The organism is Saccharophagus degradans 2-40 (assembly GCF_000013665.1).
Classification (GTDB): Bacteria; Pseudomonadota; Gammaproteobacteria; order Pseudomonadales; family Cellvibrionaceae; genus Saccharophagus; species Saccharophagus degradans.
In genome coordinates this window covers 4,924,909-4,945,936 of sequence record NC_007912.1, presented here as the reverse complement: position 1 = coordinate 4,945,936, position 21,028 = coordinate 4,924,909, and the positions used below count along the sequence as shown (strand labels likewise).

Here is a 21,028-nt window from a genome sequence, read left to right as displayed (position 1 = left end):
TGCTAAACTGCCGCCACTAATCAGAAGCTATAACTGGCAAAGTCAGCACCGGAGAGAAGAATGAAGTATTTTGTAGGCGCATACGCTACATCCCCAAGCGCAATGGGGTGGGATGCAGCGGTTGAAAGCGAGTATTACAATCAATTAAAAGGTTACAGCAACATTAAGGGTCTAGAGCACCCATTTGTAGGCAAGTTGCACGGTGAAGATGACGAATGGTTCTTGCAAAACATTTCAAGTGATTGGGAATTTGTATTTACCTGTGTACCAGGCACCATGGCTGCCATTGGCAAAAACCCAAACTTCGGTATTGCATCCGATGACCAAGCCGGCCGTGAAGAAGCCTTGGCGTTTATGGCGAAAGCCCGTGATGCCATTGCCAAATTGAATGCCCATTGTGGTAAGCAGGTTGTAACAGCAATTGAAATTCAAACAGCCCCAAATCGCTCAGTTGCGCATTCATCGGCTGAGTCGCTAAAAGCTAGCTTAACCACAATGCTTGGGTGGGATTGGCAAGGCGCGCGTATATTGGTGGAGCATTGCGATACCTTTTTAACCGGCCAGAAGCCAGCCAAGGGCTTTTTAACCCTGCGCGAAGAATTAGCGGCTATTAACGACGTGAACCAAGCCTTAGGTGCTAATGTAGGTGTGGTTATTAACTGGGGACGTTCAGTAATAGAAACCCGCAGCACGCGCGGCGCTTTGGATCATATAGAGCAAGCGAAAGCGGCTGGGTTATTAGCTGGTTTAATGTTCTCTGGCGTTTCCGATCAAGACACCGAATACGGCGCATGGCAAGATACCCATATGCCAGCAGCAAAAGCGGCAAACGGCACCATTGGGGCAGAAGGGTCACTAATGACTGAAGCAGAAATGCATGCCTGTATGCGCGCGGCGGGTGACGTACCTATTTTAGGCATTAAGCTAGGTGTACGTCCGAAGGATGCGCCGCTAGAAGATCGATTAGGCTATATCCGCGATGCATTAGCTATTATGGATGCTTGTAACAGCTAGTCGTAAATGACTAACTCCTAGTGATTAATCGCTAGCCAGTAAAAGTTACGTTCATACAAGGGGAGCATTATTGCTCCCCTTTTGCATTTTAGTAGCAGGCGAAACTATGCTTGCCGCAGCATAACATTGAGTTGGTCCACTACTTCCGCCCAGTCGGCATCTTCTTCTTTCGCCTGTTTTAAAAAGGCCGCTTGTGATTGGTTCCAGCAATGAGCTTCGTGCAGCTCTACAGCGGAAGGGATGGGCGCAAAACGATTTATAAATCGGTTTATATCTTCTTCTGAATCGCCAATACCTAACTGTTCGAACAGCGATGTGATTGAGTGATTTTCAATATGCATATAATTCTCCTCGGGCGGTTGATGTGCTGCCTTGCAAAGAAAATCTCTGCAAATATATGCGCATTAATTAACAAGCTTAGAGTATTCAGCACAAGTTTAAAAACAATTACGCATGCTAGTTAGACTAGTTGGTAGTAATAAAATTCCTGTTAGAAAACGATTGATTTAACAGGGTATGTGAAGGGTACAAATCCACCCTACTCTAGACTGCTGACAGTTTATAGGTGCAAACGCAAGAAAGTGACGTGGTCGTAGTTTTTATAGTGCATGGTATTAAAAGATGGTTGCGCTTACAATTTATAGGTATATACCGGCTATTATCTCAATAAAATGCCGATAATAAAAACATTCGGTGCCTTACTGCGATAATCAACTAATTTAACTTGCTGATAACATTATTTAAATTTTCTCGGGCTTGCGTTTCGAACATATCGAAAAAATAATCGAAGTAGTACAGCCTAGGTCTTGCCAAAAACTGCTGTAATATCTTCTTACGTTTAGATTTGTAAATAAAAGTAGGCACGCGTTTGTATTCGTTTCGAATGTTTTGTTCAAACTCTTCAAAAATGGTTGGTGGCGCCCCTAAAATAGTTAAATCTATATCCACAATTAAACGCTCATCATCATGCTGAGGCTCACTGTTGTGTGCCGTTGCCATAATTAAGCGATACACGTTATCTATTAAAGCTGGTGATGCATTTAGGCCAACTAAAAAGCGTTGTGCCCAGTCTGCACTTTGTTGCTCGTTGTTAGTGGAAAACGGTTGATAGATCGCATCGTGAAACCAAAGTGCTAAAGCAATGTGGTCGGGTTCGGTGGCTAGTCGCTCAGTATTATTCAAGTGTATTAAACAAGCGTTTATATGTTGCAAGGTGTGATAAAACCTGTGGGTTTCGGTGTATGCGGCACACAACTGGGTATAGGTGCTAAGGCTTTGCGGTAATGAAAGGCGTTTCATTAGTTGTAGCCAATGTGATTCAAGCATAGTCATTCCCTTTTTAAAGCCACTTGTAGAAGTGCTTTTTGAACTTAGCGCGTATGGTTTTAATAATTATACGGCGTTAAAAATAAAAATTGATCTAAATAAGTCCTTTAAATGTAAATAATAATTAGAGCGCCAATAGATATGCATAAATTGTCTTGCTATGCGCAGGTGTGCAGACTTGGGTGTTGAGTTTGCTGTAGACGACTTTGGCACAGGCTACTCATCGCTTACCTATTTAAAACGTTTGCCCGCAAGCCTTTTAAAAATAGACCAAAGCTTTATACGCGATATGTTAGAAGACTCTGATGATATGGCGATAGTTAAAGGAGTGATAAGTTTGGCTACGGCTTTTCAGCGCGAAGTAATAGCTGAAGGCTTGGAAAATAGTGAGCAAGGTGAAAAGCTACTAACTCTAGGTTGTGATCTCGCTCAGGGCTATGGCATTGCAAGGCCTATGGCTGCCGAACACGTGCCCGAGTGGGCGAAGGATTGGGTGCAAGATGCCGCATGGCGGCAGCACCCAATGCAACAAAGTTTACGAATATAGCAAGCTTTCGAATATAAAAATTAGCTTGCTTTAATATAAGCGCGTTTTAAAAGCTTTATTAAATTAGCCAAATAATTTCAACGAATAAAGCCAATAAAAAATAGGCCCACATATTACCCAGCCAACCACCAAAAAAGTAAAAAAGCCGTCTTGCTTGTTGTTACCTAGTGTGGCCAAACTTACCACTTCTTCTTTTTCTATTGGGCGAAAACGCCTATAAAGCGAAACCACGCCAAAACCAACGGCAGCGGGCAGCGCCACGGCTACTATTGCCATTGCGACCAAGGCTATCATTTCTACGGGTACATTGCCTGTATTGCGCACTCTACATGTCCTTTGGTTTCTGGTTGTATATTATTGCGCGGCTGTTGCTTCGGCTTTATTAATGGTGGCGCTAAGTTCGGTAAACGCTGTACTTATGTCGGCGGTGTCTTCCGTCCATTGGCGATGCTCAAGGGATATTTGTTCGTGCACAGCATCGACAAACTGTACCAGCATCGCTGGGTTTGTGCCCTGCGCTAATGCTTTTTGTACACTGCTGTATTTCTCTGCCACTTTACTAAGGGCTTCGGCGGTAATTTTATAGCGCGAGGCGTTGCGCTCATCTTGATTTAGCGATTCGAAGCGGCTAGCAAGTGCAGTTAATGCAATACCAAGGGTGCCCAGTGCCGCGAGGTAGGTAAATGTTGCATCACCAAAACCCGATAACCCCGAAGAGCCAGAGCTAATAGCAATAATAACCGCCGCTATTGCGCCAAGCTTGGCGGTTTTACGTAAATTCGATTCGTGCTGTTTAGAGCGGCCAGAATAATAATTTTGCTGTAGGTCTAACTGAAAGCGCTTAAAAAAACTGCAGTAAAGCATAAGTGTTGTGGGGTTGTTCGCGTGTTCTTTTACTAAATGTACAGCGGCTTCTTTAAAATAACTAAGCCTTGCTATTTCGGCTTTAGCGCGATGCGTCATCCACTGGTCGTACAGTTTTAGCTGGCCAATCATTTGGCTATTGTAAATGGCGGTGCCACTTGCCAGTGCGGCTATAATGCCGGTAATTAAATACATATAAGAAACAATCGATTCGGGTACGCTTAATTCTGTAAGGAGAGGCATAGCGGTTAACAATGCAGTGGCGGCGGCACTTACAAAAATTGCAATAGATACATCTCGCGCCCGGGTTTTAAATCGCTTTTGGTACTCTACTGCTTGGCTATCTGCATTTTCGAAGCGTTTGGCTTTTTCTGTATAGAGCGAGTCACTTAAAAACGTAGCAAGCGACGGGGCAGTCTTTTCCAAAAAAGCGGGAAAGCCGCGCGGTTGAATTACCCAGTCGTCTTTGGTTTGTTCGCCAATTTGGCGATCTATTTCTATAAGTTGTTCCATTTTTATGGTCTCTATTTAAGAGGGTGCTGTTTGCATATCGCTATTTGTATACAGCTTTTTGCAAGCCGCTACTTTTTAATCGAACGTATTTATACTTCTTGCGGGTTAACTACGCGCACCAAACGCCAACCAGTACCGTGTGTTTTTACTACCTTTACTAACGTGCCTTTGCGCAATGTGCCTATAACTGTATCGCTACTGGTGCTGTCGGTATCGTTACGCAAACGAAAATCTTTTGGGATGGGGAGTATTTCATCTTGGTCGCCATCTTTTAAAAATATCCAGCCGCCTTTATCTGCGAGGGTGATGGCTATTTCTGTGCCTGGGTAGGCCGGGTCGTTTTCTCTTAGCGACATAGAAATAATTTTGCCAAAATCGTTAGTGCCGTGGCGAACCGATCGCACTACAGTAACTGCAAACCCCATGCTTTCTAATGTGTCTACGGCGCTTTTGCGGCTAAGCCCTACTACATTGGGTACGCGTAACTTTTCTTTTACAACGTGAATATCTACTTTGCTAAAACGTTTTACTTCGGCGCCGGCGGCGGGTTCAGATTTATATACGGTAAATTCCGGCGCTTCGTTATAATCCACAATAACACGGCCTATAGATAAGTTATTGTCTTTTAAAATGCGCGCTGCTTCCGATTCGCTTACGCCAATTAAATCTTGCACCTCTACGGTAGAAAAATATTTGTTATAGCCAAAAATAGCACCGCCTACTACTAACACCAGTGGCACAGCATATTTAAAAAAGTTAATAAATGCCGGCGGTAAGGTAAAGCTAGGGCCCTGTTTTTTTGTCGCTGCCGTTTTGCTGTTTTTAAGGACTTCTTCAACAAGTTTGCTAATGCCTTTGTCGAAATCGGGTACCAGCTCTATGCGTTGCAGGTTGGCGATCCGCATAGGTACATCGCATTCTTCAAGTAGCACGGGTATAAGGTGCTTGCCCTTCTCTAATGCAAATGCCCATTCGTCGCTTACATTGGATGAGATAATGGAATCGGCAGAAAGAATAACCAGTACTTTTTTACTCTTTTGTATGCCCTCTTCTATTTGTAAATCCCAGCGAGAGCCAGTGCCGATATCTTCTTGGTCTATCCATACATCTACGCCACGACGGCTTAGGGCTTTGCGAATTTTTTCGACGGCTTCTTGATCGCGGCGGGAATAGCTAATGAATACATCGTGCATGGGTAACCTCCTAGTTGTTATGGGCCGCACCTATACGAATAGCCTATCTATTCGCAGCTATGGGGCAAACCTTTCTAGTAATGTGCAAGCCAAGTGGCCAATTCTGGGGGGGTGAAGTTGTATTTAGCAAATACTACCTATTAAACACAGCTTACGCACGTTAAGAAACCTGTTAAGTGTTTTAAACGCACGAATGAATTTACGTTTATTGCTTTTAGTTATTTGTTTTAGCTATTTGGTTGTCGCTATTTAGTTTTAGGTGCCGCGCGAAACGGGTTAGCCAGCATAGTGGTTAGGCGCCAAGGATGTTGGCGGAATGACGTAAGCCCAATTTGAATGGCTTGTTCTTGAAAAGCGTTGGCGTAGTGGTAGGTGTTGAATAACTTATCCCACAGGCTTAAGAAAAAGCCAAAGTTAGAATCTGTTTGGGTTTGCACATTGGAGTGATGTACGCGATGCATATTGGGGGTTACCACTAGTAAGCGCAGCGGTTTATCCCATTTTGCGGGTAAGCGAATATTGGCGTGATTAAATGTGGCGCTGGCATTAAGTAGGGCTTCAAAGACTATTACGGCAATAACTGGCGCCCCAAGCGCGACAATAATTAGCCACTTAATTGTCATAGAAAGCATTATTTCAAAGGTGTGAAAACGCGCGGCGGTGGTTACATCCATATCGGTATCCATATGGTGCACGCGGTGTAAGCGCCACAATAGCGGCACATGGTGAAACGCACGGTGTTGCCAATAGATACATAAATCTAGCAGCACAACGCTACACGGTAATGCAATGGTTAGAGGAATAGCGTAGTTGTTCAGCAGCCCTAACTTATGTTGTTGTGCAAACTGCGCAAACCCAACCGCTGCCAAGGGGAACACCAATCGCAATGCAAAGCTGTTAATTACTAGTAGGCCTATATTGTTTAGCCAGCGTACTCGCTTGGGTGTGTGCGCTGCGCGCGCTGGTTGTAAGGTTTCCCACAGGGCCATACTGCAAAAAACGAATAGAAACACCGCCAAGCGCAAACTGCTTTCGTGTTGCATAAGCCATTGGTCGAGTGCGTTCATATAGGCGCCTTAAAATAACTGCTAATTAAGCATGGCACTTTTAGGGGTGTGGCTCAAATAAAAAAGCCCGCGCCAGTGGTACTGGGCGAGCTTTTACAGTGCGCTTTAAAATGTGGTTTTTATTACGTTATAGCGCTCTTACTTTTAGGTATTTACAGCCATTACTGGGTTGAATACTTACTTTGGTGCCGGTGAGCGAATCGGTGGCTTCGTAGTTGTCGGGCACGTTTAGCGACCCAGTACCATTAGTGGAGGTTACGGTGCCTCTAAAGTCGCAAGAAGGGTTGCTGTCGCTATCCCACACCGCAAAGGTTTTACCGCGTAAGTTTTCGTTAAACTGCAAGCAGCTGGAATTGTTGAGGTTTATTTCGTGCTTAGCCGAGCCACTGGGAACCACCGTACAATTAGAGCTGCCGCCCGATGAACTGCTGGAGCTGGATGAAGAGCTGGACGACGAGCTCGAAGTAGAACTGCTTGAACTTGAAGATGAACTAGAAGAACCAGTGCCCGGGTTGCCATTCATACCAATACGCGTGGTGGATACGATAAAGTCATCGTAGTTTGCGTACACATCAGTTTTAGGTTGCCACTGGCTTACCGGCGCGCTCGACCCGCCAAAAAAGGTAGAAAAGTAAAGGTGGTTTAGCTTGGTGCTGCCGTGGCCAGCGCCACGCACACCAGAGTTGTCGCTATCGTTACATACCAATACACCATCTAACCAACCCTGCAATACGCCATTGCGCTGCCCTGGGGTGTTTAGTTTTTGGCGAATTTCAATATGGTGCCACTGGCCGGGTATAACACGTGCGTGGTAACCGGCGTAATTCCAAAATACACGGTAGGGTTCGGCGCCTTGGCTATTGTTTATTTCGTACCCGTGCAAGTAAAACTCAAGTTTGCCGTCTTCGCGCCACATTAAGCGGGTGGTAAAGCCGTTGTCGCCGTAGGGGAACTCGGTGGCGCCTGCTAAGCCAGGCATTTTACCGCCTTTCACAAAATCGAAATCGTAATCAAATTTCACCCAGTAAGACATATACAGCTCTTCGCCGCTATGGCCTATGTCGGTTTCCCAGGTGGCGCCACTTGGCGACGATTGATTGGCATTGGCTGGGTATTTAATGCGTATGGCTTTGCCTGTATGTGAATCGGTAACGGTGGTTACCCTGCCCTCGTCTGGGCCTTTTGCATAGCGGGTGCTCCAGGTGTTTTTTATATCTCTGTCGCTGGCGTTACCAAGCGGCAAGCCGTCAAAACCGTTGGAATAAATTACCTCTGCTTGTGCAGAGAAGGTTGCTAGCCCTAGGGTAGCCACTAGCGGGTAGAGTAGGTTTAGCCTTATGAGTTTGGCCTTTTTCATGGTGAGCCTCGTTTTATTATTGTGGTTGCAAACATGCTATTTGGGGGAACACTTACAGATAGGACGCATATTGGTATTACCATCAAGCCATATGGCCATCTGTTTTTGCATTATGGATCAGTTTTACAGAGGAATCCAACGACTAATTCACAGGTAAACGCGCGCGAAATGACGCGAAAAGACAGTCAAAAAGCGGAACATGGTGTACTTTGATGAGGGATTTTACAGGCCGACAAACGCAATTACTGGCCTAGAGCCACGCGAGGGTGATTTTTAAGTGAAATTCAGGCGCCGGCCAACCCAGCCAGCTTATGACAAAAGCAAATAAATAGTTCAATCGCTAATTGCTAATTAATAAAAACCATTCGATAAGTGCCAATGGTTAGCCACTAGTAATCAGCCACTAGCGATTAGCAATTAATAATTAGCCCCTGACTAAGCATCCTCGGCATACATGGTGGCAAAGGTGTAGGCGCGGCTTTCTATATCGAGGCCTGTGCATCTTTTTAAGTGGCTTAGCACTTCGCTTTCTTTTAGCAGGCCTAGGTGAATGCGCAGTACGGCATCTTCTAGCTGATTTATATAGGCTGCAACGTTAGTAAGTTCTTGCTCACATAGCTTGCGGTTTGGTTGGTCTAAGGCATCGCGAATAGCGTGACCTACATCGGCGCGTAGGGTGGGGTTGCACAGCTCTGGGGTATCTTCTAACCCGTTTGTCACATCGTCGCAGGTAGTTGTGTGATCTTCTGTCATAATAGCCACCTTCTTATTTGTTTAGATCTCCATACTACTCCTGGAACCGAATATGTCTCAACTTCTCTCTCCTATGGAACGCATCGACGCGGTTATGGTAAGTCGCGGCCTTGTGGATTCGCGCTCGCAGGCCAAACGATTAATTGATGCGGGTAAGGTGAGCGTGGTGGTGGCTGGCGAGATGGAAATTGCGCGTAAAGCGGCAGCAAAAGTGTTTGCCGATGCCGAAATAGTGATAGAAAAAACAGAAGAAGATACCTTTGTATCGCGCGCGGCGCTTAAGCTGCAGGCGGGGTTAGATTTATTGCCCAGCGAATTTTGCCAAGGTGTGATAGCGCTGGATGTGGGCCAATCCACGGGGGGCTTTACCGAGTGCCTACTGCGGCGCGGCGTGCAATTGGTGGTGGGGTTAGAAGTTGGCCACGATCAGCTCAGCCCAAGCTTGCGCAACAACCCACAGGTTGTGTGTTTAGAGGGGGTGAACGCCCGCTACCTAGATGACGTGCCTTTAAAAGAATATGCACCACATGGTTTTGATATAGCGGTGATGGATGTGTCGTTTATATCACAAACTCTAATATTGCCCGCGCTGGCGCCTGTGTTAAAGCAAGGGGGCCTGTTAGTATCGCTGGTTAAGCCGCAATTTGAAGTGGGCAAAGCGGCGGTGGGTAAAGGTGGCATTGTTAAAGATGCGTCTTTACATGAACAAGTAAAAATAAAAATAGAAGCTTGTGCCCAGCAATTGGGATTTGAGCTACTGCACTATATTCCAAGCCCTATTACAGGTGGCGATGGTAATCACGAATTCATATTAGTGGCGCGCGCCACTTCCTGTATTTAGTGGGGTTTTGTGCATATGCTTAAGGAAGGCAAGTTAATAGGAAGTAAGGCGAATGACGTTAATTTATCGCGGCATGGTGATCATAATCATGCTTATTGGGGGCTTTGCCCTAAGTGCATGTAGTGGGGGCCGTTCTGGCGAACCTAAAACACAAGAGCCTGCACCAGAGCCTGAGCCTTCAACGCAAATTAATCTCTCTGGCATTGTCACCTACGATTCTGTGCCCCACCGCGCCAGCAACGGCGCCCTAAATTACAACGCTACCGTAAGTAAGCCCGTGCGCGGCGCAACGGTTAAACTTTTAGATAGCGCCAATAGTGTGGTGGCCACAGACCAAACCGATAGCAGTGGTAGTTTCGGTTTTGTAGTTAACCCTTCAACTTTGCTACGTGTGCGGGTGGAGGCGCGATTAGAGCAATCTGGCGCTGCCTCGTGGGATATAGAAGTAGCCGACAACACCAACGATAATGCCCTCTATGTATTGGATGGCAGCCTTACCACCTCAGGTACCACCGACAGTATCCGTGTGCTACACGCGCCATCGGGCTGGGTAGATGATGAATACAGACAACCCCGCGCCGCTGCACCCTTTGCCATATTAGATGCCATGTATGATTCGGTGAATCATATCGTGGAGGTAGACCCAACGGTGCAATTGCCGCCGTTAGATATATTCTGGAGCACCGAAAACCGCGCCATTGAAGGCGATTACGAGCTGGGAGAAATAGGCACATCGTTTTACGCCCCCTGGGCTGGCGCCATATATATACTCGGTCAAGCCGATAACGACATAGACGAATACGACACCAGTGTGACCGTGCATGAATTTGCCCACTACTTAGAAGGCCAACTGTTTCGCACCGACAGCATTGGCGGCTCGCACAGTTTGTACGATAGCAACGATATGCGCGTGGCCTTCAGTGAAGGCTGGGGTAATGCTTACGCCTCTATGATGTTGGGTACCGAATTTTACGAAGATGCCTATGGGGCCAATCAGGACGTAGGTTTTAAGTTTTCGGTGGAAGAAAATATTTATGATTTTGCCGATAAGGGTTGGTATAACGAAGGCGCAGTACAAATGGTGCTCTACGATATTTTTGATAGCCAGCAAGATACCGGCGATACCCTCGCTCTAGGCTTTGCGCCTATTTACAATGCCTTAGCCCATCCGGATTACATAGAGGGCACACCCTTTACCAGTATTTTCTCTTTTGCGGCGCAGTTTGTTGCGGCCAATCCTTCTCGAACAGATCAATTCGTTAGCTTACTAAATCATCACAGTATTAACTCTATAGATGCCTATGGCACAGGCGAAACCGAAGACGGTGGCATAGCCCGTAGTTTGCCTGTGTACACCCAACTTATTGAGGGCCAGCCAACCGTACTGTGCACCAGCAATAATTTGGGTGAATACAACCGTTTAGATAATCGCCGGTTTATGCGCTACACCTATGTGGGTTTTGGCTTTATGGATATTGAAGTCGATATGGGTACACGCACATCCGGTGAAGATGTAAACATTAATATCTTTAGCGAAGGGGCCACAGAAAGGCGCATTACCTTTAGCGGCAGTGGTGTGCAAAGCCGCACGGCTATAATCGAGTCCGGCGCAGAATTAGTGTTGGAATATACCGAAGAGCACAATATAGATGATCAAGAGAATACAGGTGGCGAATCCTGTATCACTATTACGATAAGCAACTGATAAGTAACCAATAGGTAACTCATGAAACCTACTATCTTAAAATGGCTAGCCCGCGTTAAATTACCGCTTATTGCTGTTGGCTTATTGGCTGCGACACTGCTTAGCCTAAATGTTACTGCTGGTGGTGAGCACTCACAAACTAGCACTCATAACCATGCCCACACCCATACCAAGCCCTTAGGTAAACCAAGCCAAGCCGTCATAGTGCAAGGTAAGAGCGTTATAAACATGGCAGCCAATAGCAGCCAAACTATTACGCTTAAACTTAAGGTTAAAACCAAGGGGGTCGACACGCTTAGCCTCGTTGCCAAACCGGACGCCAATTTAGTTGTAAGCTTAAGTGAGCAGCCCTTAGCAGTACCTGTTAATGGGCATGTCGAGGTGCCCGTAACCGTTCAAACCGGTGATAACGGCCGTTACTACCTAATGTTACAACCTACCTTGCATAACCAAACTGGTAGCCTGCAGGCCAATGCTGTGGGGGTGGCTATTCAAGTAGGGCCGCGCCAAGCGCAAAATAAGGTAAGTGCTACAGCGGATACCGCCCAAGAAGCCGCGCAACCAAAAGTGCATAGCTTTACTGCGCAAGAAACCGTAAGTGAAAAATAGTAATGCGCTAATAGCCTGAAGTGCCAAAAACGCAAAACATAAAAAAACCGCCTACATTTACATGCGGCGGTTTTTTTAACAAAGCGATAGTTTTTACAGACGTACTACAGCCTTACGCTTTTGTGCGGCGACGACTTATGCCAAGCCCTAACAAGCCAATGCCAAATAGTGCAAGTGTAGATGGTTCAGGTACAGATACTGCGTCGGCAAAGGTGTATACCTCTAGGGAATTTACAGCCCAACTATAATGGTTTGTACCGGAGTTACCATTGCCATAGCCGCTGTCGTTTGCGGTGGTGATTTTGCCTTGGCTTTGGTCGTAACTATAGCTATACGAATAGCCAGAGCAGCCGGTATTAAATGCGTTTAAACCAGAGCCGTTACATGTACCTAGTACACCATATCCGCCAAATAAATCGTGACCGCCGCCAAACGTTGCGAAGTACCTTTCGTTACGATAAATAGAGTGATTGGTATAGTTTTGCGTAAATTGCGCTTCACCGGTGTCTAAGTTAAACAAAAAGGCTTCGCTGTCGGAAGCGTAACCGCTACCGGCCCAATCCAATGTTGTATAACCACCTACTCGTGCAGTAGACCCGTCTGCGAAGCTAATACCATAAATAGAAAAAGTAGCGCCCGCGCCATTTACCGCAGAGTGGAATTGACCCGCCGTACTTACACCCGCTGTACCAGTATAAATATTCGTGAAGTCTTGGTCGTCCAAGCCCAACCAATTTTCTAATTGGTCTGCGCCTGCTTGATCTAGCAGTGTACCGCCATTAATTAACCCTGCTTGAGCCGAACAGGCAAGAAAACTTGCAGCGAAAAGCGCTAGTGCTTTTTTTAGTGGTGAGTATGTAGAACGCATTCATTAAACCCTTAATTTATAGTTAATTATAAAGTATGGGGTTGATTAGCATATACTGTGCCAAAAGTAGTAAACCTAGTAATGGCAGTGGTTTCAGACGCCTAAAGTGTGTGACGCAGTTCCGTTGTTGAGTGATTTTGCAAATTAATTCGACACCTGTCAAATGTCATTGTGAGGCTGAAGCCCAAGCGTCAAAAAGGGTGTGAGCGGGCTTTGTAAGCTAAAACTAATGGGTGCTATACCTAAAAGCTTTAGATTCTTTTATCGCGGAGTTTTGTTAGGTAATCTGCGCGGCCATTTAAAAAGAGAAGCAGTCGCTATGGTAGGGAAAAACAATATATTGCATGGTGCACAGCGTACAATTCACTACGTATTCGTGATGTTGGGTTTAGTGTTTGTTGCTGAAGAAAGTAGCGCAAATACTGCGCCGCAGGTGTTGCCAGAAATTCGGCTAACCAGTTATACCCCGCTTGGCCCTACCCCTAAATTTGCTGCAATGGCCGATGTTAAAGCTAAGAAAGCCGCTTTTTTTAGTCACCTTTTGCCTGCCATTCGGGCCCACAACACCCATATTCGCCAGCTTCGGGCGCTGGTAGTTAGCCTCAGGCAGGTTGCTGTGCTTACACCAGAGCAAACCGTATGGTTAGAGCTATTGGCGCAAATTTACCTAATAGAAGAAACGCTAATAGATGGCGAAGCATTTTGGCAGCAGTTACTGCTGCGGGTAGATACAGTGCCAGCGTCGTTAGCGCTCGCCCAGGCGGCGAATGAATCTGCCTACGGCACGTCGCGCTTTGCTACCAAGGGCAATAATTACTTTGGCCAATGGTGCCTGCAAAAAGGGTGTGGGTTGGTGCCATCGCAACGAACCCGTGGTGCCGATCACGAGGTAGCGGTATTTACTACCTACGCCGAGTCTGTGGGCAGCTATATTCATAATATAAACACCAACCCTGCGTACAGTGGGTTTCGCAGGCAGCGCAATGCCATGCGCCAAAATCAGCAAGCGTTAAATAGCGTTGAATTACTGAGCGGGTTACAAAGTTATTCGGCACGTGGTGAAGATTACACCCAAGCAATTGGGAATTTGATAGTAAAAAATAATTTGCAAGCCTACGATTACGCCCACCCATTAGCTCACTAGTTAAATTACACTAGTAAGTATTAACTGCGTGTAAGTGTTGTGCGAAATAATCGAGCAGCACAAACACGTAATTAACAATCAGCAGTGCTAAAGGCGAGGCTTTTTTGCGGCAAGCTACATAAAGCTGCACAACTGAATACAGATCTAAGCAAGGTGGCGAGCAATTATGGCGGAAGAACTCAACGAATTAGTCGACAACGTTGTTAACGCCGAAGATACTGAAGAGTACGGTAAGGTTATTAACCAGCTAGTGGCGGCCAACGACCCAGAAGAAATTGCCCTGCTGCTTGAATCGTTACCCGTTGTGCAACGTTTAAGCGCCTGGGAGCATGTGCGCCAGCCCGCCCGCCTAGCCATTCTTTTGGCAATGCGTCACGATGCGCGTGAAACCATTATTCGCGAAGCATCTACCCAAGAGCTGGATGAGATTTTTCAAGGTATAGAAGCGGAAGACCTTGTAGAGCTAGCCGAAACCCTACCCAACCGTATGGTTGATCGCGCATTGGCTGTAATGGATGCCAAACAGCGCGATTTATTTAAAGACGCGTTGCAATACAGCGACGACTGCGCGGGTCACTGGGCCAACTACCGCCTGTTGGTATTGCCAGTAAATGCCAAGGTGCGCGATGCGCTGCGCCTATTGCGCCGCGAAATTCCCGATCATGCCGATACTATCTTCCTCGTTAACCGCATGGGTTACTTTACTAGCGCAGTAGAAATTTCTGCGGTAATTGGTTCGCCAGAACACATCAACCTTATTGAACTTGCCGACGAAGATTGCGTTGCCATAGACGGTAACGAAAAAGTGTTGGATGCCGCCCTTAAGGTAGAAAAATCGAACTTTAGTGCCCTGCCTATGGTAGATGCGCAGGGCAAGCTTATTGGCCGTATGGATTTGCGCACCGCGTGCGAAGTAATTCGCGAACACTACGAAGGCCAACTTATGGCCAGCGCGGGTATGGATGAAGAAGAAGATTTGTTCTCCCCTGTTATAAAAAGTGCGCGCAACCGCGCTGTGTGGTTGGGCATAAACCTGCTCACCGCCTTTGCAGCCTCGTGGTTTATTGGTTTATTTGAAGCCACTATTCAAGAGGTGGTAGCACTGGCCGTGCTCATGCCCGTGGTGGCGAGCATGGGGGGCATTGCGGGTAGCCAAACTCTTACCCTTATGATTCGCGGCTTGGCGCTAGGCCAAGTTACTTCCTCTAACACTAAAGCCCTGTTTAGAAAAGAAGTGAGTGTAGGTGGTTTAAACGGCGTTATTTGGGCAATTGTTATTGGCATAGTTACCTATCACTGGTTCGATAGCATACTTATTGGTTTAGTTATTGGCATTGCCATTTTGGTGAACATACTTGCGGCGGCCATGTCGGGCATTGCCGTGCCATTAGCACTTAAAAAATTGCGCTTGGACCCAGCCTTATCTGGCTCGGTAGTGCTTACCACCGTTACCGATATTGTCGGCTTTGTAGCGTTTTTAGGTTTGGGCAGTTTAATTCTTGTGTAAAGCGGCCTTTAACTATTCTGTAATGAGCAACTGTTACCTATAAGAAGAAAAAGTATGGATTTCAACGTAAACGAAATACTACCAATGTTGCAAAAATGGGCCGAGTTCGGTTGGTTTACTATTGGCGAAACAGAAGTAAACCTTTACCGCGTGCTGGGCTTAATAGCTATTGTGTTTTTTGTGTGGTGGTTTTCAAACCTGCTAGAAAGAAACATTCGCCGCTTTGCCGAAACCCGCACCCATGTAAACAGTTCGGGCTTTTATACTTTATCGCGCATTGCCAAATACGTAGTGTGGGTGGGCGGTACCTTATTTGGGTTAAACCACTTAGGGTTTAACTTAAGCACGCTTACCATTTTTGGTGGCGCGGTAGGTGTGGGTATTGGTTTTGGCTTACAAAATATTTTTAGCAACCTTATTTCGGGCATTATTTTATTGCTAGATAAATCGCTAAAAGTGGGCGACTTTGTAGAACTTGAATCGGGTGTAATGGGCAAGGTACAAGAAATTGCCATTCGCTTTACCCGTATTACCACCAACGACCTTGTGGATATTATTGTACCCAACTCTGAATTTATAAACGGCCGCGTTATTAACTGGAGCTACGACGAAAGCGTATGCCGGTTACACATTCCATTTGGCGTGGCTTATGGCAGCGATAAACACGCCGTACGCGAAGCGGGTATAGAAGCGGCTCGCCACGTGCCCGGTACAATAGAAAGCGACAAACGCAAAATAGATGTATGGTTAACGAATTTTGGCGATAACAGCCTAGATTTTGAATTGGTGGTATGGGTAAGCCCAGAGCTTATGTATTCCATTAGCAGCACCCGCGCAAAATATTTATGGGCGATAGAAGATGAGCTGCGCGAGCGCAACATTGAAATTCCATTCCCGCAGCGCGATTTGCATATTCGCTCCATTGCCGACGAAGTAAGCAAAAAGTTACAAGGCAGTTAAATTTAATTAGAAACAAGGTCGTTAAGCATGTTGCAAGATCCAGTAGTACTATTGGTAAGCGTTGGTCTTATTTCGCTAGCCTGCCAATATTTGGCTTACAAATTAAAATTGCCGGCAATTTTACCGCTGCTAATTTCTGGCATAGTGCTGGGGCCAATGCTGGGGGTGTTACACCCCGATGAGCTATTTGGCGATTTACTGTTTCCTATTGTTTCCCTATCGGTAGCCATTATTTTATTTGAAGGTGCGCTCACCCTGCGCATGCAAGATATTGCTGGCCATGGCGCTATGGTGCGCAACTTGTGTACCGTAGGTGTAGTTATTACATGGCTGGTGGTAGCGCCCGTTGCCCATTATGCGTTGGGTGTAAGTTGGCAAGTAGCCTGTTTATTTGGCGCTATTGTTACGGTTACTGGGCCTACGGTTGTTATCCCAATGTTGCGCACCATACGCCCTAGCACGCGGGTGGCGAATATCTTGCGCTGGGAAGGTATTGTTATCGACCCCATTGGCGCCTTGCTTGCGGTATTGGTTTACGAATTTGTAGTGGCCGATCAAAACGCACTTAGCCACACGCTGCAGGCATTTGGTTTAACTATTGCCGTTGGTTGCGTTATCGGCGCAGGTTTGGGCTATTTAATTGGCGTGGCGCTGCGCAACCAGTGGATACCCCACTACTTACAAAATACCGCAGTACTCACCTTAATGCTGGGTGGTTTTGCCGGCTCCAATATGATTGCTCACGAATCGGGTTTGCTAACGGTAACCATTATGGGTATCGGCTTAGCCAACATGAAAAACGTGGATGTAGACGGCATATTAGAATTTAAAGAAACTTTAAGCGTACTGCTTATCTCTGCGCTCTTTATTTTACTCGCCGCGCGCATAAACTTTAGCGAAATACTCAGCGTGGGCTGGGGCAGCATTGTTGTACTGTTTGCTATTATTTTTGTGGCGCGCCCGCTCAGCGTGTTTGCTTCGGCGCTGCGCACAGGTATTAGTTTTAACGAAAGGCTTCTACTAAGCTGGATAGCGCCGCGCGGTATTGTGGCGGCGGCGGTGTCGGCACTGTTTGCGCTGCGCCTTGAAGAAAAAGGCGATGCACAGGCGGCTATTTTAGTGCCTATGGTGTTCTTAGTGATTATTGCTACTGTTGTGTTGCAAAGCTTAACGTCGGTGTCCGTGGCTAAGTTCCTTAAACTGCGTGCGCCCTCGCCCCACGGCATATTAATATTTGGTGCCAGTAAATTTTCACGCGCCTTAGCTAAAGAGTTAATCGAGCGCGATATATCAGTTCGCCTTTGCGATACCAACTGGGAATCTATTAGCGAAGCACGCATGGAAAACATACCCACCTACTACGGTAACCCCATCTCTGAACACGCCGAACGCATGTTAGATTTATCCGCAATTGGCCAAGTACTTGTGTTGTCGCCCTATCGCCAATTAAACCCATTGGTTACTTATCACTTTGAATACACCTTGGGTAAAGGCAAAGTACTGGCGCTTACAAGCGGCGAACAAGAAGGCCGCGCAAGCCATAAAGTATCTGAAGATTACGCCCGCAAACTCAGCCTGTTTAACGGCACCGCTACTTACGGGCGATTAGTTGGTTTGGTAAACCGCGGCGCTAAAATAAAAGCCACAAAATTATCTGAGGCGTTTACCGAAGAGAATTACCGCGAAACCTACGGCTCCCGTGCAACCCCATTGTTTGCAGTAGATACCCAAGGCCGTGTGCAATTTTACACCCTAGATAAGCCCATCAAACCTAAACCCGATTGGACCATTGTGAGCCTAATTGAGGACGCGCCGCCAGCCCCTGCGCAACCAAATATCTTAAATAGTTAATTGGCTCTTTGAGATTTTATAGCCAGCACCGTCGAGCAAAATACGGCGCTGGTTATTAAGCTTACCCAATAAAAACTGTAACCAATCCGTAATAAGTCCTTCACTCGTATGTCACGAATTAGCCGCAATATGGCGTGTTTTATAACATGACATAATGCGAGTGATAGTATGACTTTCGATTCCACGTTCAAACAATTAACGCTTGCTGCGTTAATTTCTAGTTTAGTTGCTTGTAGCGGCGATGATGGTGCCAAAGGTGAGAAAGGCGATACCGGTGCACAGGGCCCTCAGGGTGAGCAAGGTGTTGCTGGTTCGAACGGCGAAAATGGCGTGGATGCAACGCCAAACACCATCGCTATTAAATTTATTGGCCGTTACGAAAGCGGCGAGTTTGACGAAAGCGCAGCAGAAATTGTTGCCTATGATGCAGCTACCGAGCAGGTTTTTGTAGTAAATGCCAATTCCGGCATGGTGGATGTGCTGGATATCAGCGAGCCATCACTCCCCGTATTAGTTAGCTCATTAGATTTAGGTACAGATATCGCCGCGGCTCTAAGCAGTGTGGCCAGCGCCGATGCGTTAGGTGCTGCAAACAGCGTGGCCGTTAAAAACGGTGTGGTGGCGGTAGCTGTAGAAGCCAGTAATAAACAAGCCAATGGCTATATAGCGTTTTATCAAGCAGACGGCACTTTTTTAAGTGCAGTAGAGGCCGGCGCCCTACCTGACATGGTTACCTTTAGCCCAGACGGCAATAAAGTGTTAGCGGCAAACGAAGGCGAGCCAAATGGCGATTACAGCGTAGACCCAGAAGGTAGCGTAACAGTTGTAGATATTTCTGCAGGTGTTGCGAGCGTAACGTCTGCGAATGTAACCCACATTACCTTTACCGATTTTAATGTTGGCGGCAGCCGCGAAAATGAATTGGCTAACGATGTGCGCATTTCGAGCAAAAGCGCATCGGTAGCACAAGATTTAGAGCCAGAGTACATAGCAGTATCTGCCGACAGCCAAACAGCATGGGTTGCGCTACAAGAAAACAATGCCTTAGTAGAAATAGACTTAGCCGATAACAGCATTAGTGCAATTTTAGGTTTAGGCTATAAAAATCACGCTGTACTAGGTAACGAGTTAGATGCAAGTAACAAAGACGACAGCATCAACATTACCAACTGGCCAGTACGCGGTTTATTTATGCCAGATTCAATCGATGCCTATCAGTTTGGTGGCGTAAATTATTTAATTACCGCCAACGAAGGCGATGGGCGCGAATACCTTACCGATGCAGCCGATGAAAGCGCCTGTACTGCAGCTGGTGGTTTTGACTTTGACGATGGCGATTGCTTCCACTACTTAGACGAAATTCGTTTAAAAGATATTGAAGACACTGGCGCTACGGTTAACTTAGATGATCTTGCCCGTTTCGCACCCGACTTCGATACCCTCGCCGAAGACGAAAACCTAGGCCGTATTAAAATAGTCGCGAATATGGGTGTGTCTGGTTGCGACACCGATACCTTTGCCACTACAGGTCAACCGAGCACGGGTTGTGAATACGAAGCGCTTTACACCTACGGTGCGCGTTCATTCTCTATTTGGAATGCAGAAACTGGCGACTTAGTTTTTGACAGTGGCAGTGATTTCGAACGCATTACCGCGCAGCGTTTGGGCGACGAGTTTAATGCAACCAACGACGAAAACGGTGGCGACGACCGCTCTGATGATAAAGGCCCAGAGCCAGAAGCGATTGAAATTGCACAAATCGGCGGTAAAACCTATGCGTTTATAGGTTTAGAGCGCGTTGGCGGCATTATGGCTTACGATATTACCCACCCAGAATCTGCTCGTTTTGTACAATACATAAATACGCGCAATTTTAGTGTAGATATTGAAGACTTAGTTGATGGCGGTGACTTTTCTGCTGTTGGCGATTTAGGCCCAGAAAGCATTTTATTTATAGCCGCCGAAGATAGTCCAAGCGGCGTTGCCTTGCTAGTAGTGGGCAATGAAGTGAGCGGTACTACCGCCATTTTTGAAGTAAACTTAGTAAGCGCTAATTAATTAGCATCCCGATGGCGCAATGCTTTTATAGTAGGCCCGATAAGCAAAGCGCCATCGGGCTTTCGCAATAACCAAAGAGAGAGGCCGTTAAGCCTTCAGTTTATTGATAAACCCCTCTATTATTTTTGCGAAGAGTTTAATCCTTCTAAATCCGCAAATTCTTAGGGTGAAAGCTCAAAAAACGTATGAATATGTCCCTATAACTTGCTCAATTCGTCCATGAATTGAGCATTTTTGATCTTTCACCCTAAGAATTTACTCGCTGAGTTACCTGAGTCTGGTTTGTCATCAGCCTGGAGGCCGTTAAGCCTTCTCTCTTTATTAATTTTTATACTCTCTTTTATTATTGCTTATATTCTCTTTTACGTTCTTATGTATCGCGGAAACTACTCGCTTTATTAAACATTCTTTCGCGATAAAATATAAGAATACCAAAGAAAAAATAACACCCCAAAACACGTCCCGAAATACACCACAACAATAGAAACCTGCATTACAGGCCCTGGCGCCGATTCAAACAAGTTGGTAGCACCTTGCGATAGCGTGTTGAGTGCGGCTAAATCTTCCATAAACCCCGCGACGATATGTTCGTTTAAGCCAATAATAGACGAAATAAAAGCGGTAAACGCCAAGTATAAAATGGTTAAAGTAATAACCATTGTTAAATGTAAATGCTTAGAGGCAAAATAAGCTACGGCAATTAAACCAAAAGAAATGCTTGCCCAAAACTGCAGCAGGCTCCAAGTGCGATTTAAATACTCGCTGGCAAGGTAAATAAGTTCGTATTCCGACATGCTGCTTACTCCTTAGGCCTATACATAGCCGGTACTGGGTAGCTAGTAATCGGCAAT

Annotated in this window: 20 protein-coding genes; 10 read left to right on the top strand and 10 right to left on the bottom strand. The window is 46.2% G+C overall.

From position 1 onward, the window contains the following. Positions 1-60 precede the first annotated feature (60 nt). The gene (locus SDE_RS20520; RefSeq protein ID WP_011470396.1) at positions 61-1,014 is read left to right on the top strand and encodes a DUF4862 family protein; all 954 of its coding nucleotides are present in this window, start codon (positions 61-63) and stop codon (positions 1,012-1,014) included. A 104-nt stretch (positions 1,015-1,118) separates the two neighbouring features. Here the strand turns inward: SDE_RS20520 and SDE_RS20515 are convergent, their stop codons facing one another. Both SDE_RS20515 and SDE_RS20510 read right to left on the bottom strand, forming a co-directional pair. Then, positions 1,119-1,355, bottom strand: a complete 237-nt coding sequence (locus SDE_RS20515) for a DUF2789 domain-containing protein (protein ID WP_011470395.1) — start codon at positions 1,353-1,355, stop codon at positions 1,119-1,121. 373 nt (positions 1,356-1,728) lie between these two features. Next, positions 1,729-2,340: an HD domain-containing protein gene (locus tag SDE_RS20510; RefSeq protein WP_011470394.1), complete on the bottom strand. Its 612-nt coding sequence runs from the start codon at positions 2,338-2,340 to the stop codon at positions 1,729-1,731. Between the two features lie 160 nt (positions 2,341-2,500). On the opposite strand from SDE_RS20510, the gene SDE_RS20505 reads away from it, so the two are divergent. Next, positions 2,501-2,887 carry an EAL domain-containing protein gene (locus tag SDE_RS20505; protein ID WP_011470393.1) on the top strand — a complete coding sequence of 129 codons (387 nt, stop codon included), beginning with the start codon at positions 2,501-2,503 and terminating at the stop codon, positions 2,885-2,887. A gap of 63 nt (positions 2,888-2,950) precedes the next feature. Here the strand turns inward: SDE_RS20505 and SDE_RS20500 are convergent, their stop codons facing one another. The 6 genes from SDE_RS20500 to SDE_RS20475 all read right to left on the bottom strand — a co-directional run bounded on the left by SDE_RS20500 (position 2,951) and on the right by SDE_RS20475 (position 8,634). After that, positions 2,951-3,211: a hypothetical protein gene (locus SDE_RS20500; protein ID WP_041324959.1), complete on the bottom strand. Its 261-nt coding sequence runs from the start codon at positions 3,209-3,211 to the stop codon at positions 2,951-2,953. Between the two features lie 30 nt (positions 3,212-3,241). After that, positions 3,242-4,264, bottom strand: a complete 1,023-nt coding sequence (locus SDE_RS20495) for an SLATT domain-containing protein (protein WP_011470391.1) — start codon at positions 4,262-4,264, stop codon at positions 3,242-3,244. 89 nt (positions 4,265-4,353) lie between these two features. Further along, on the bottom strand, positions 4,354-5,457 hold the full coding sequence (locus SDE_RS20490; protein ID WP_011470390.1) for a TIR domain-containing protein: 1,104 nt from the start codon (positions 5,455-5,457) through the stop codon (positions 4,354-4,356). Between the two features lie 245 nt (positions 5,458-5,702). Then, positions 5,703-6,524 (bottom strand): sterol desaturase family protein, encoded by an 822-nt coding sequence (locus SDE_RS20485; protein WP_011470389.1) that lies wholly within the window; start codon positions 6,522-6,524, stop codon positions 5,703-5,705. Positions 6,525-6,651: 127 nt separating this feature from the next. Next, positions 6,652-7,881, bottom strand: a complete 1,230-nt coding sequence (locus tag SDE_RS21700; protein ID WP_011470388.1) for a polysaccharide lyase — start codon at positions 7,879-7,881, stop codon at positions 6,652-6,654. A gap of 435 nt (positions 7,882-8,316) precedes the next feature. Further along, positions 8,317-8,634 (bottom strand): hypothetical protein, encoded by a 318-nt coding sequence (locus SDE_RS20475; protein ID WP_011470387.1) that lies wholly within the window; start codon positions 8,632-8,634, stop codon positions 8,317-8,319. 52 nt (positions 8,635-8,686) lie between these two features. Here SDE_RS20475 and SDE_RS20470 point away from each other — a divergent pair, with 52 nt between their 5' ends. Genes SDE_RS20470 through SDE_RS20460 form a run of 3 tightly spaced genes read left to right on the top strand, consistent with a single transcriptional unit; the run spans position 8,687 to position 11,789 of the window. Further along, entirely contained in the window at positions 8,687-9,475 is a 789-nt protein-coding gene (locus tag SDE_RS20470; protein WP_011470386.1) for a TlyA family RNA methyltransferase, read from the top strand. A 52-nt stretch (positions 9,476-9,527) separates the two neighbouring features. Further along, positions 9,528-11,180, top strand: a complete 1,653-nt coding sequence (locus SDE_RS20465) for a glucosamine-fructose-6-phosphate aminotransferase, isomerizing (RefSeq protein WP_011470385.1) — start codon at positions 9,528-9,530, stop codon at positions 11,178-11,180. 21 nt (positions 11,181-11,201) lie between these two features. Then, positions 11,202-11,789, top strand: coding sequence for a hypothetical protein (locus SDE_RS20460; protein WP_011470384.1), 588 nt, complete (start codon positions 11,202-11,204; stop codon positions 11,787-11,789). A 112-nt stretch (positions 11,790-11,901) separates the two neighbouring features. Here the strand turns inward: SDE_RS20460 and SDE_RS20455 are convergent, their stop codons facing one another. Beyond that, positions 11,902-12,657 (bottom strand): PEP_CTERM-anchored TLD domain-containing protein, encoded by a 756-nt coding sequence (locus tag SDE_RS20455; RefSeq protein WP_011470383.1) that lies wholly within the window; start codon positions 12,655-12,657, stop codon positions 11,902-11,904. 319 nt (positions 12,658-12,976) lie between these two features. Between SDE_RS20455 and SDE_RS20450 the strand changes: the two genes are divergently transcribed. From SDE_RS20450 to SDE_RS20430, 5 genes are all read left to right on the top strand, one after another. Continuing rightward, on the top strand, positions 12,977-13,801 hold the full coding sequence (locus SDE_RS20450) for a glucosaminidase domain-containing protein (protein ID WP_158303900.1): 825 nt from the start codon (positions 12,977-12,979) through the stop codon (positions 13,799-13,801). 166 nt (positions 13,802-13,967) lie between these two features. Beyond that, positions 13,968-15,308 (top strand): magnesium transporter, encoded by a 1,341-nt coding sequence (locus SDE_RS20445; RefSeq protein WP_011470381.1) that lies wholly within the window; start codon positions 13,968-13,970, stop codon positions 15,306-15,308. 54 nt (positions 15,309-15,362) lie between these two features. Next, positions 15,363-16,268: a mechanosensitive ion channel family protein gene (locus SDE_RS20440; RefSeq protein WP_011470380.1), complete on the top strand. Its 906-nt coding sequence runs from the start codon at positions 15,363-15,365 to the stop codon at positions 16,266-16,268. A gap of 27 nt (positions 16,269-16,295) precedes the next feature. Continuing rightward, on the top strand, positions 16,296-18,119 hold the full coding sequence (locus SDE_RS20435) for a cation:proton antiporter (RefSeq protein ID WP_011470379.1): 1,824 nt from the start codon (positions 16,296-16,298) through the stop codon (positions 18,117-18,119). 168 nt (positions 18,120-18,287) lie between these two features. After that, positions 18,288-20,177, top strand: a complete 1,890-nt coding sequence (locus SDE_RS20430) for a choice-of-anchor I family protein (RefSeq protein WP_011470378.1) — start codon at positions 18,288-18,290, stop codon at positions 20,175-20,177. 398 nt (positions 20,178-20,575) lie between these two features. Here the strand turns inward: SDE_RS20430 and SDE_RS20425 are convergent, their stop codons facing one another. Beyond that, on the bottom strand, positions 20,576-20,971 hold the full coding sequence (locus SDE_RS20425) for a hypothetical protein (RefSeq protein ID WP_011470377.1): 396 nt from the start codon (positions 20,969-20,971) through the stop codon (positions 20,576-20,578). Positions 20,972-21,028 lie beyond the last annotated feature (57 nt).

Bases quoted from the DNA above. Each gene is read 5' to 3' on its own strand.
- SDE_RS20510 (WP_011470394.1), bottom strand. From the start codon at position 2,340: ATGCTTGAATCACATTGGCTACAACTAATGAAACGCCTTTCATTACCG.
- SDE_RS21700 (WP_011470388.1), bottom strand. From the start codon at position 7,881: ATGAAAAAGGCCAAACTCATAAGGCTAAACCTACTCTACCCGCTAGTG.
- SDE_RS20465 (WP_011470385.1), top strand. From the start codon at position 9,528: ATGACGTTAATTTATCGCGGCATGGTGATCATAATCATGCTTATTGGG.
- SDE_RS20515 (WP_011470395.1), bottom strand. From the start codon at position 1,355: ATGCATATTGAAAATCACTCAATCACATCGCTGTTCGAACAGTTAGGT.
- SDE_RS20485 (WP_011470389.1), bottom strand. From the start codon at position 6,524: ATGAACGCACTCGACCAATGGCTTATGCAACACGAAAGCAGTTTGCGC.
- SDE_RS20470 (WP_011470386.1), top strand. From the start codon at position 8,687: ATGTCTCAACTTCTCTCTCCTATGGAACGCATCGACGCGGTTATGGTA.
- SDE_RS20505 (WP_011470393.1), top strand. From the start codon at position 2,501: ATGCGCAGGTGTGCAGACTTGGGTGTTGAGTTTGCTGTAGACGACTTT.
- SDE_RS20445 (WP_011470381.1), top strand. From the start codon at position 13,968: ATGGCGGAAGAACTCAACGAATTAGTCGACAACGTTGTTAACGCCGAA.
- SDE_RS20440 (WP_011470380.1), top strand. From the start codon at position 15,363: ATGGATTTCAACGTAAACGAAATACTACCAATGTTGCAAAAATGGGCC.
- SDE_RS20495 (WP_011470391.1), bottom strand. From the start codon at position 4,264: ATGGAACAACTTATAGAAATAGATCGCCAAATTGGCGAACAAACCAAA.
- SDE_RS20520 (WP_011470396.1), top strand. From the start codon at position 61: ATGAAGTATTTTGTAGGCGCATACGCTACATCCCCAAGCGCAATGGGG.
- SDE_RS20460 (WP_011470384.1), top strand. From the start codon at position 11,202: ATGAAACCTACTATCTTAAAATGGCTAGCCCGCGTTAAATTACCGCTT.
- SDE_RS20490 (WP_011470390.1), bottom strand. From the start codon at position 5,457: ATGCACGATGTATTCATTAGCTATTCCCGCCGCGATCAAGAAGCCGTC.
- SDE_RS20475 (WP_011470387.1), bottom strand. From the start codon at position 8,634: ATGACAGAAGATCACACAACTACCTGCGACGATGTGACAAACGGGTTA.
- SDE_RS20425 (WP_011470377.1), bottom strand. From the start codon at position 20,971: ATGTCGGAATACGAACTTATTTACCTTGCCAGCGAGTATTTAAATCGC.
- SDE_RS20430 (WP_011470378.1), top strand. From the start codon at position 18,288: ATGACTTTCGATTCCACGTTCAAACAATTAACGCTTGCTGCGTTAATT.
- SDE_RS20435 (WP_011470379.1), top strand. From the start codon at position 16,296: ATGTTGCAAGATCCAGTAGTACTATTGGTAAGCGTTGGTCTTATTTCG.
- SDE_RS20455 (WP_011470383.1), bottom strand. From the start codon at position 12,657: ATGCGTTCTACATACTCACCACTAAAAAAAGCACTAGCGCTTTTCGCT.
- SDE_RS20450 (WP_158303900.1), top strand. From the start codon at position 12,977: ATGGTAGGGAAAAACAATATATTGCATGGTGCACAGCGTACAATTCAC.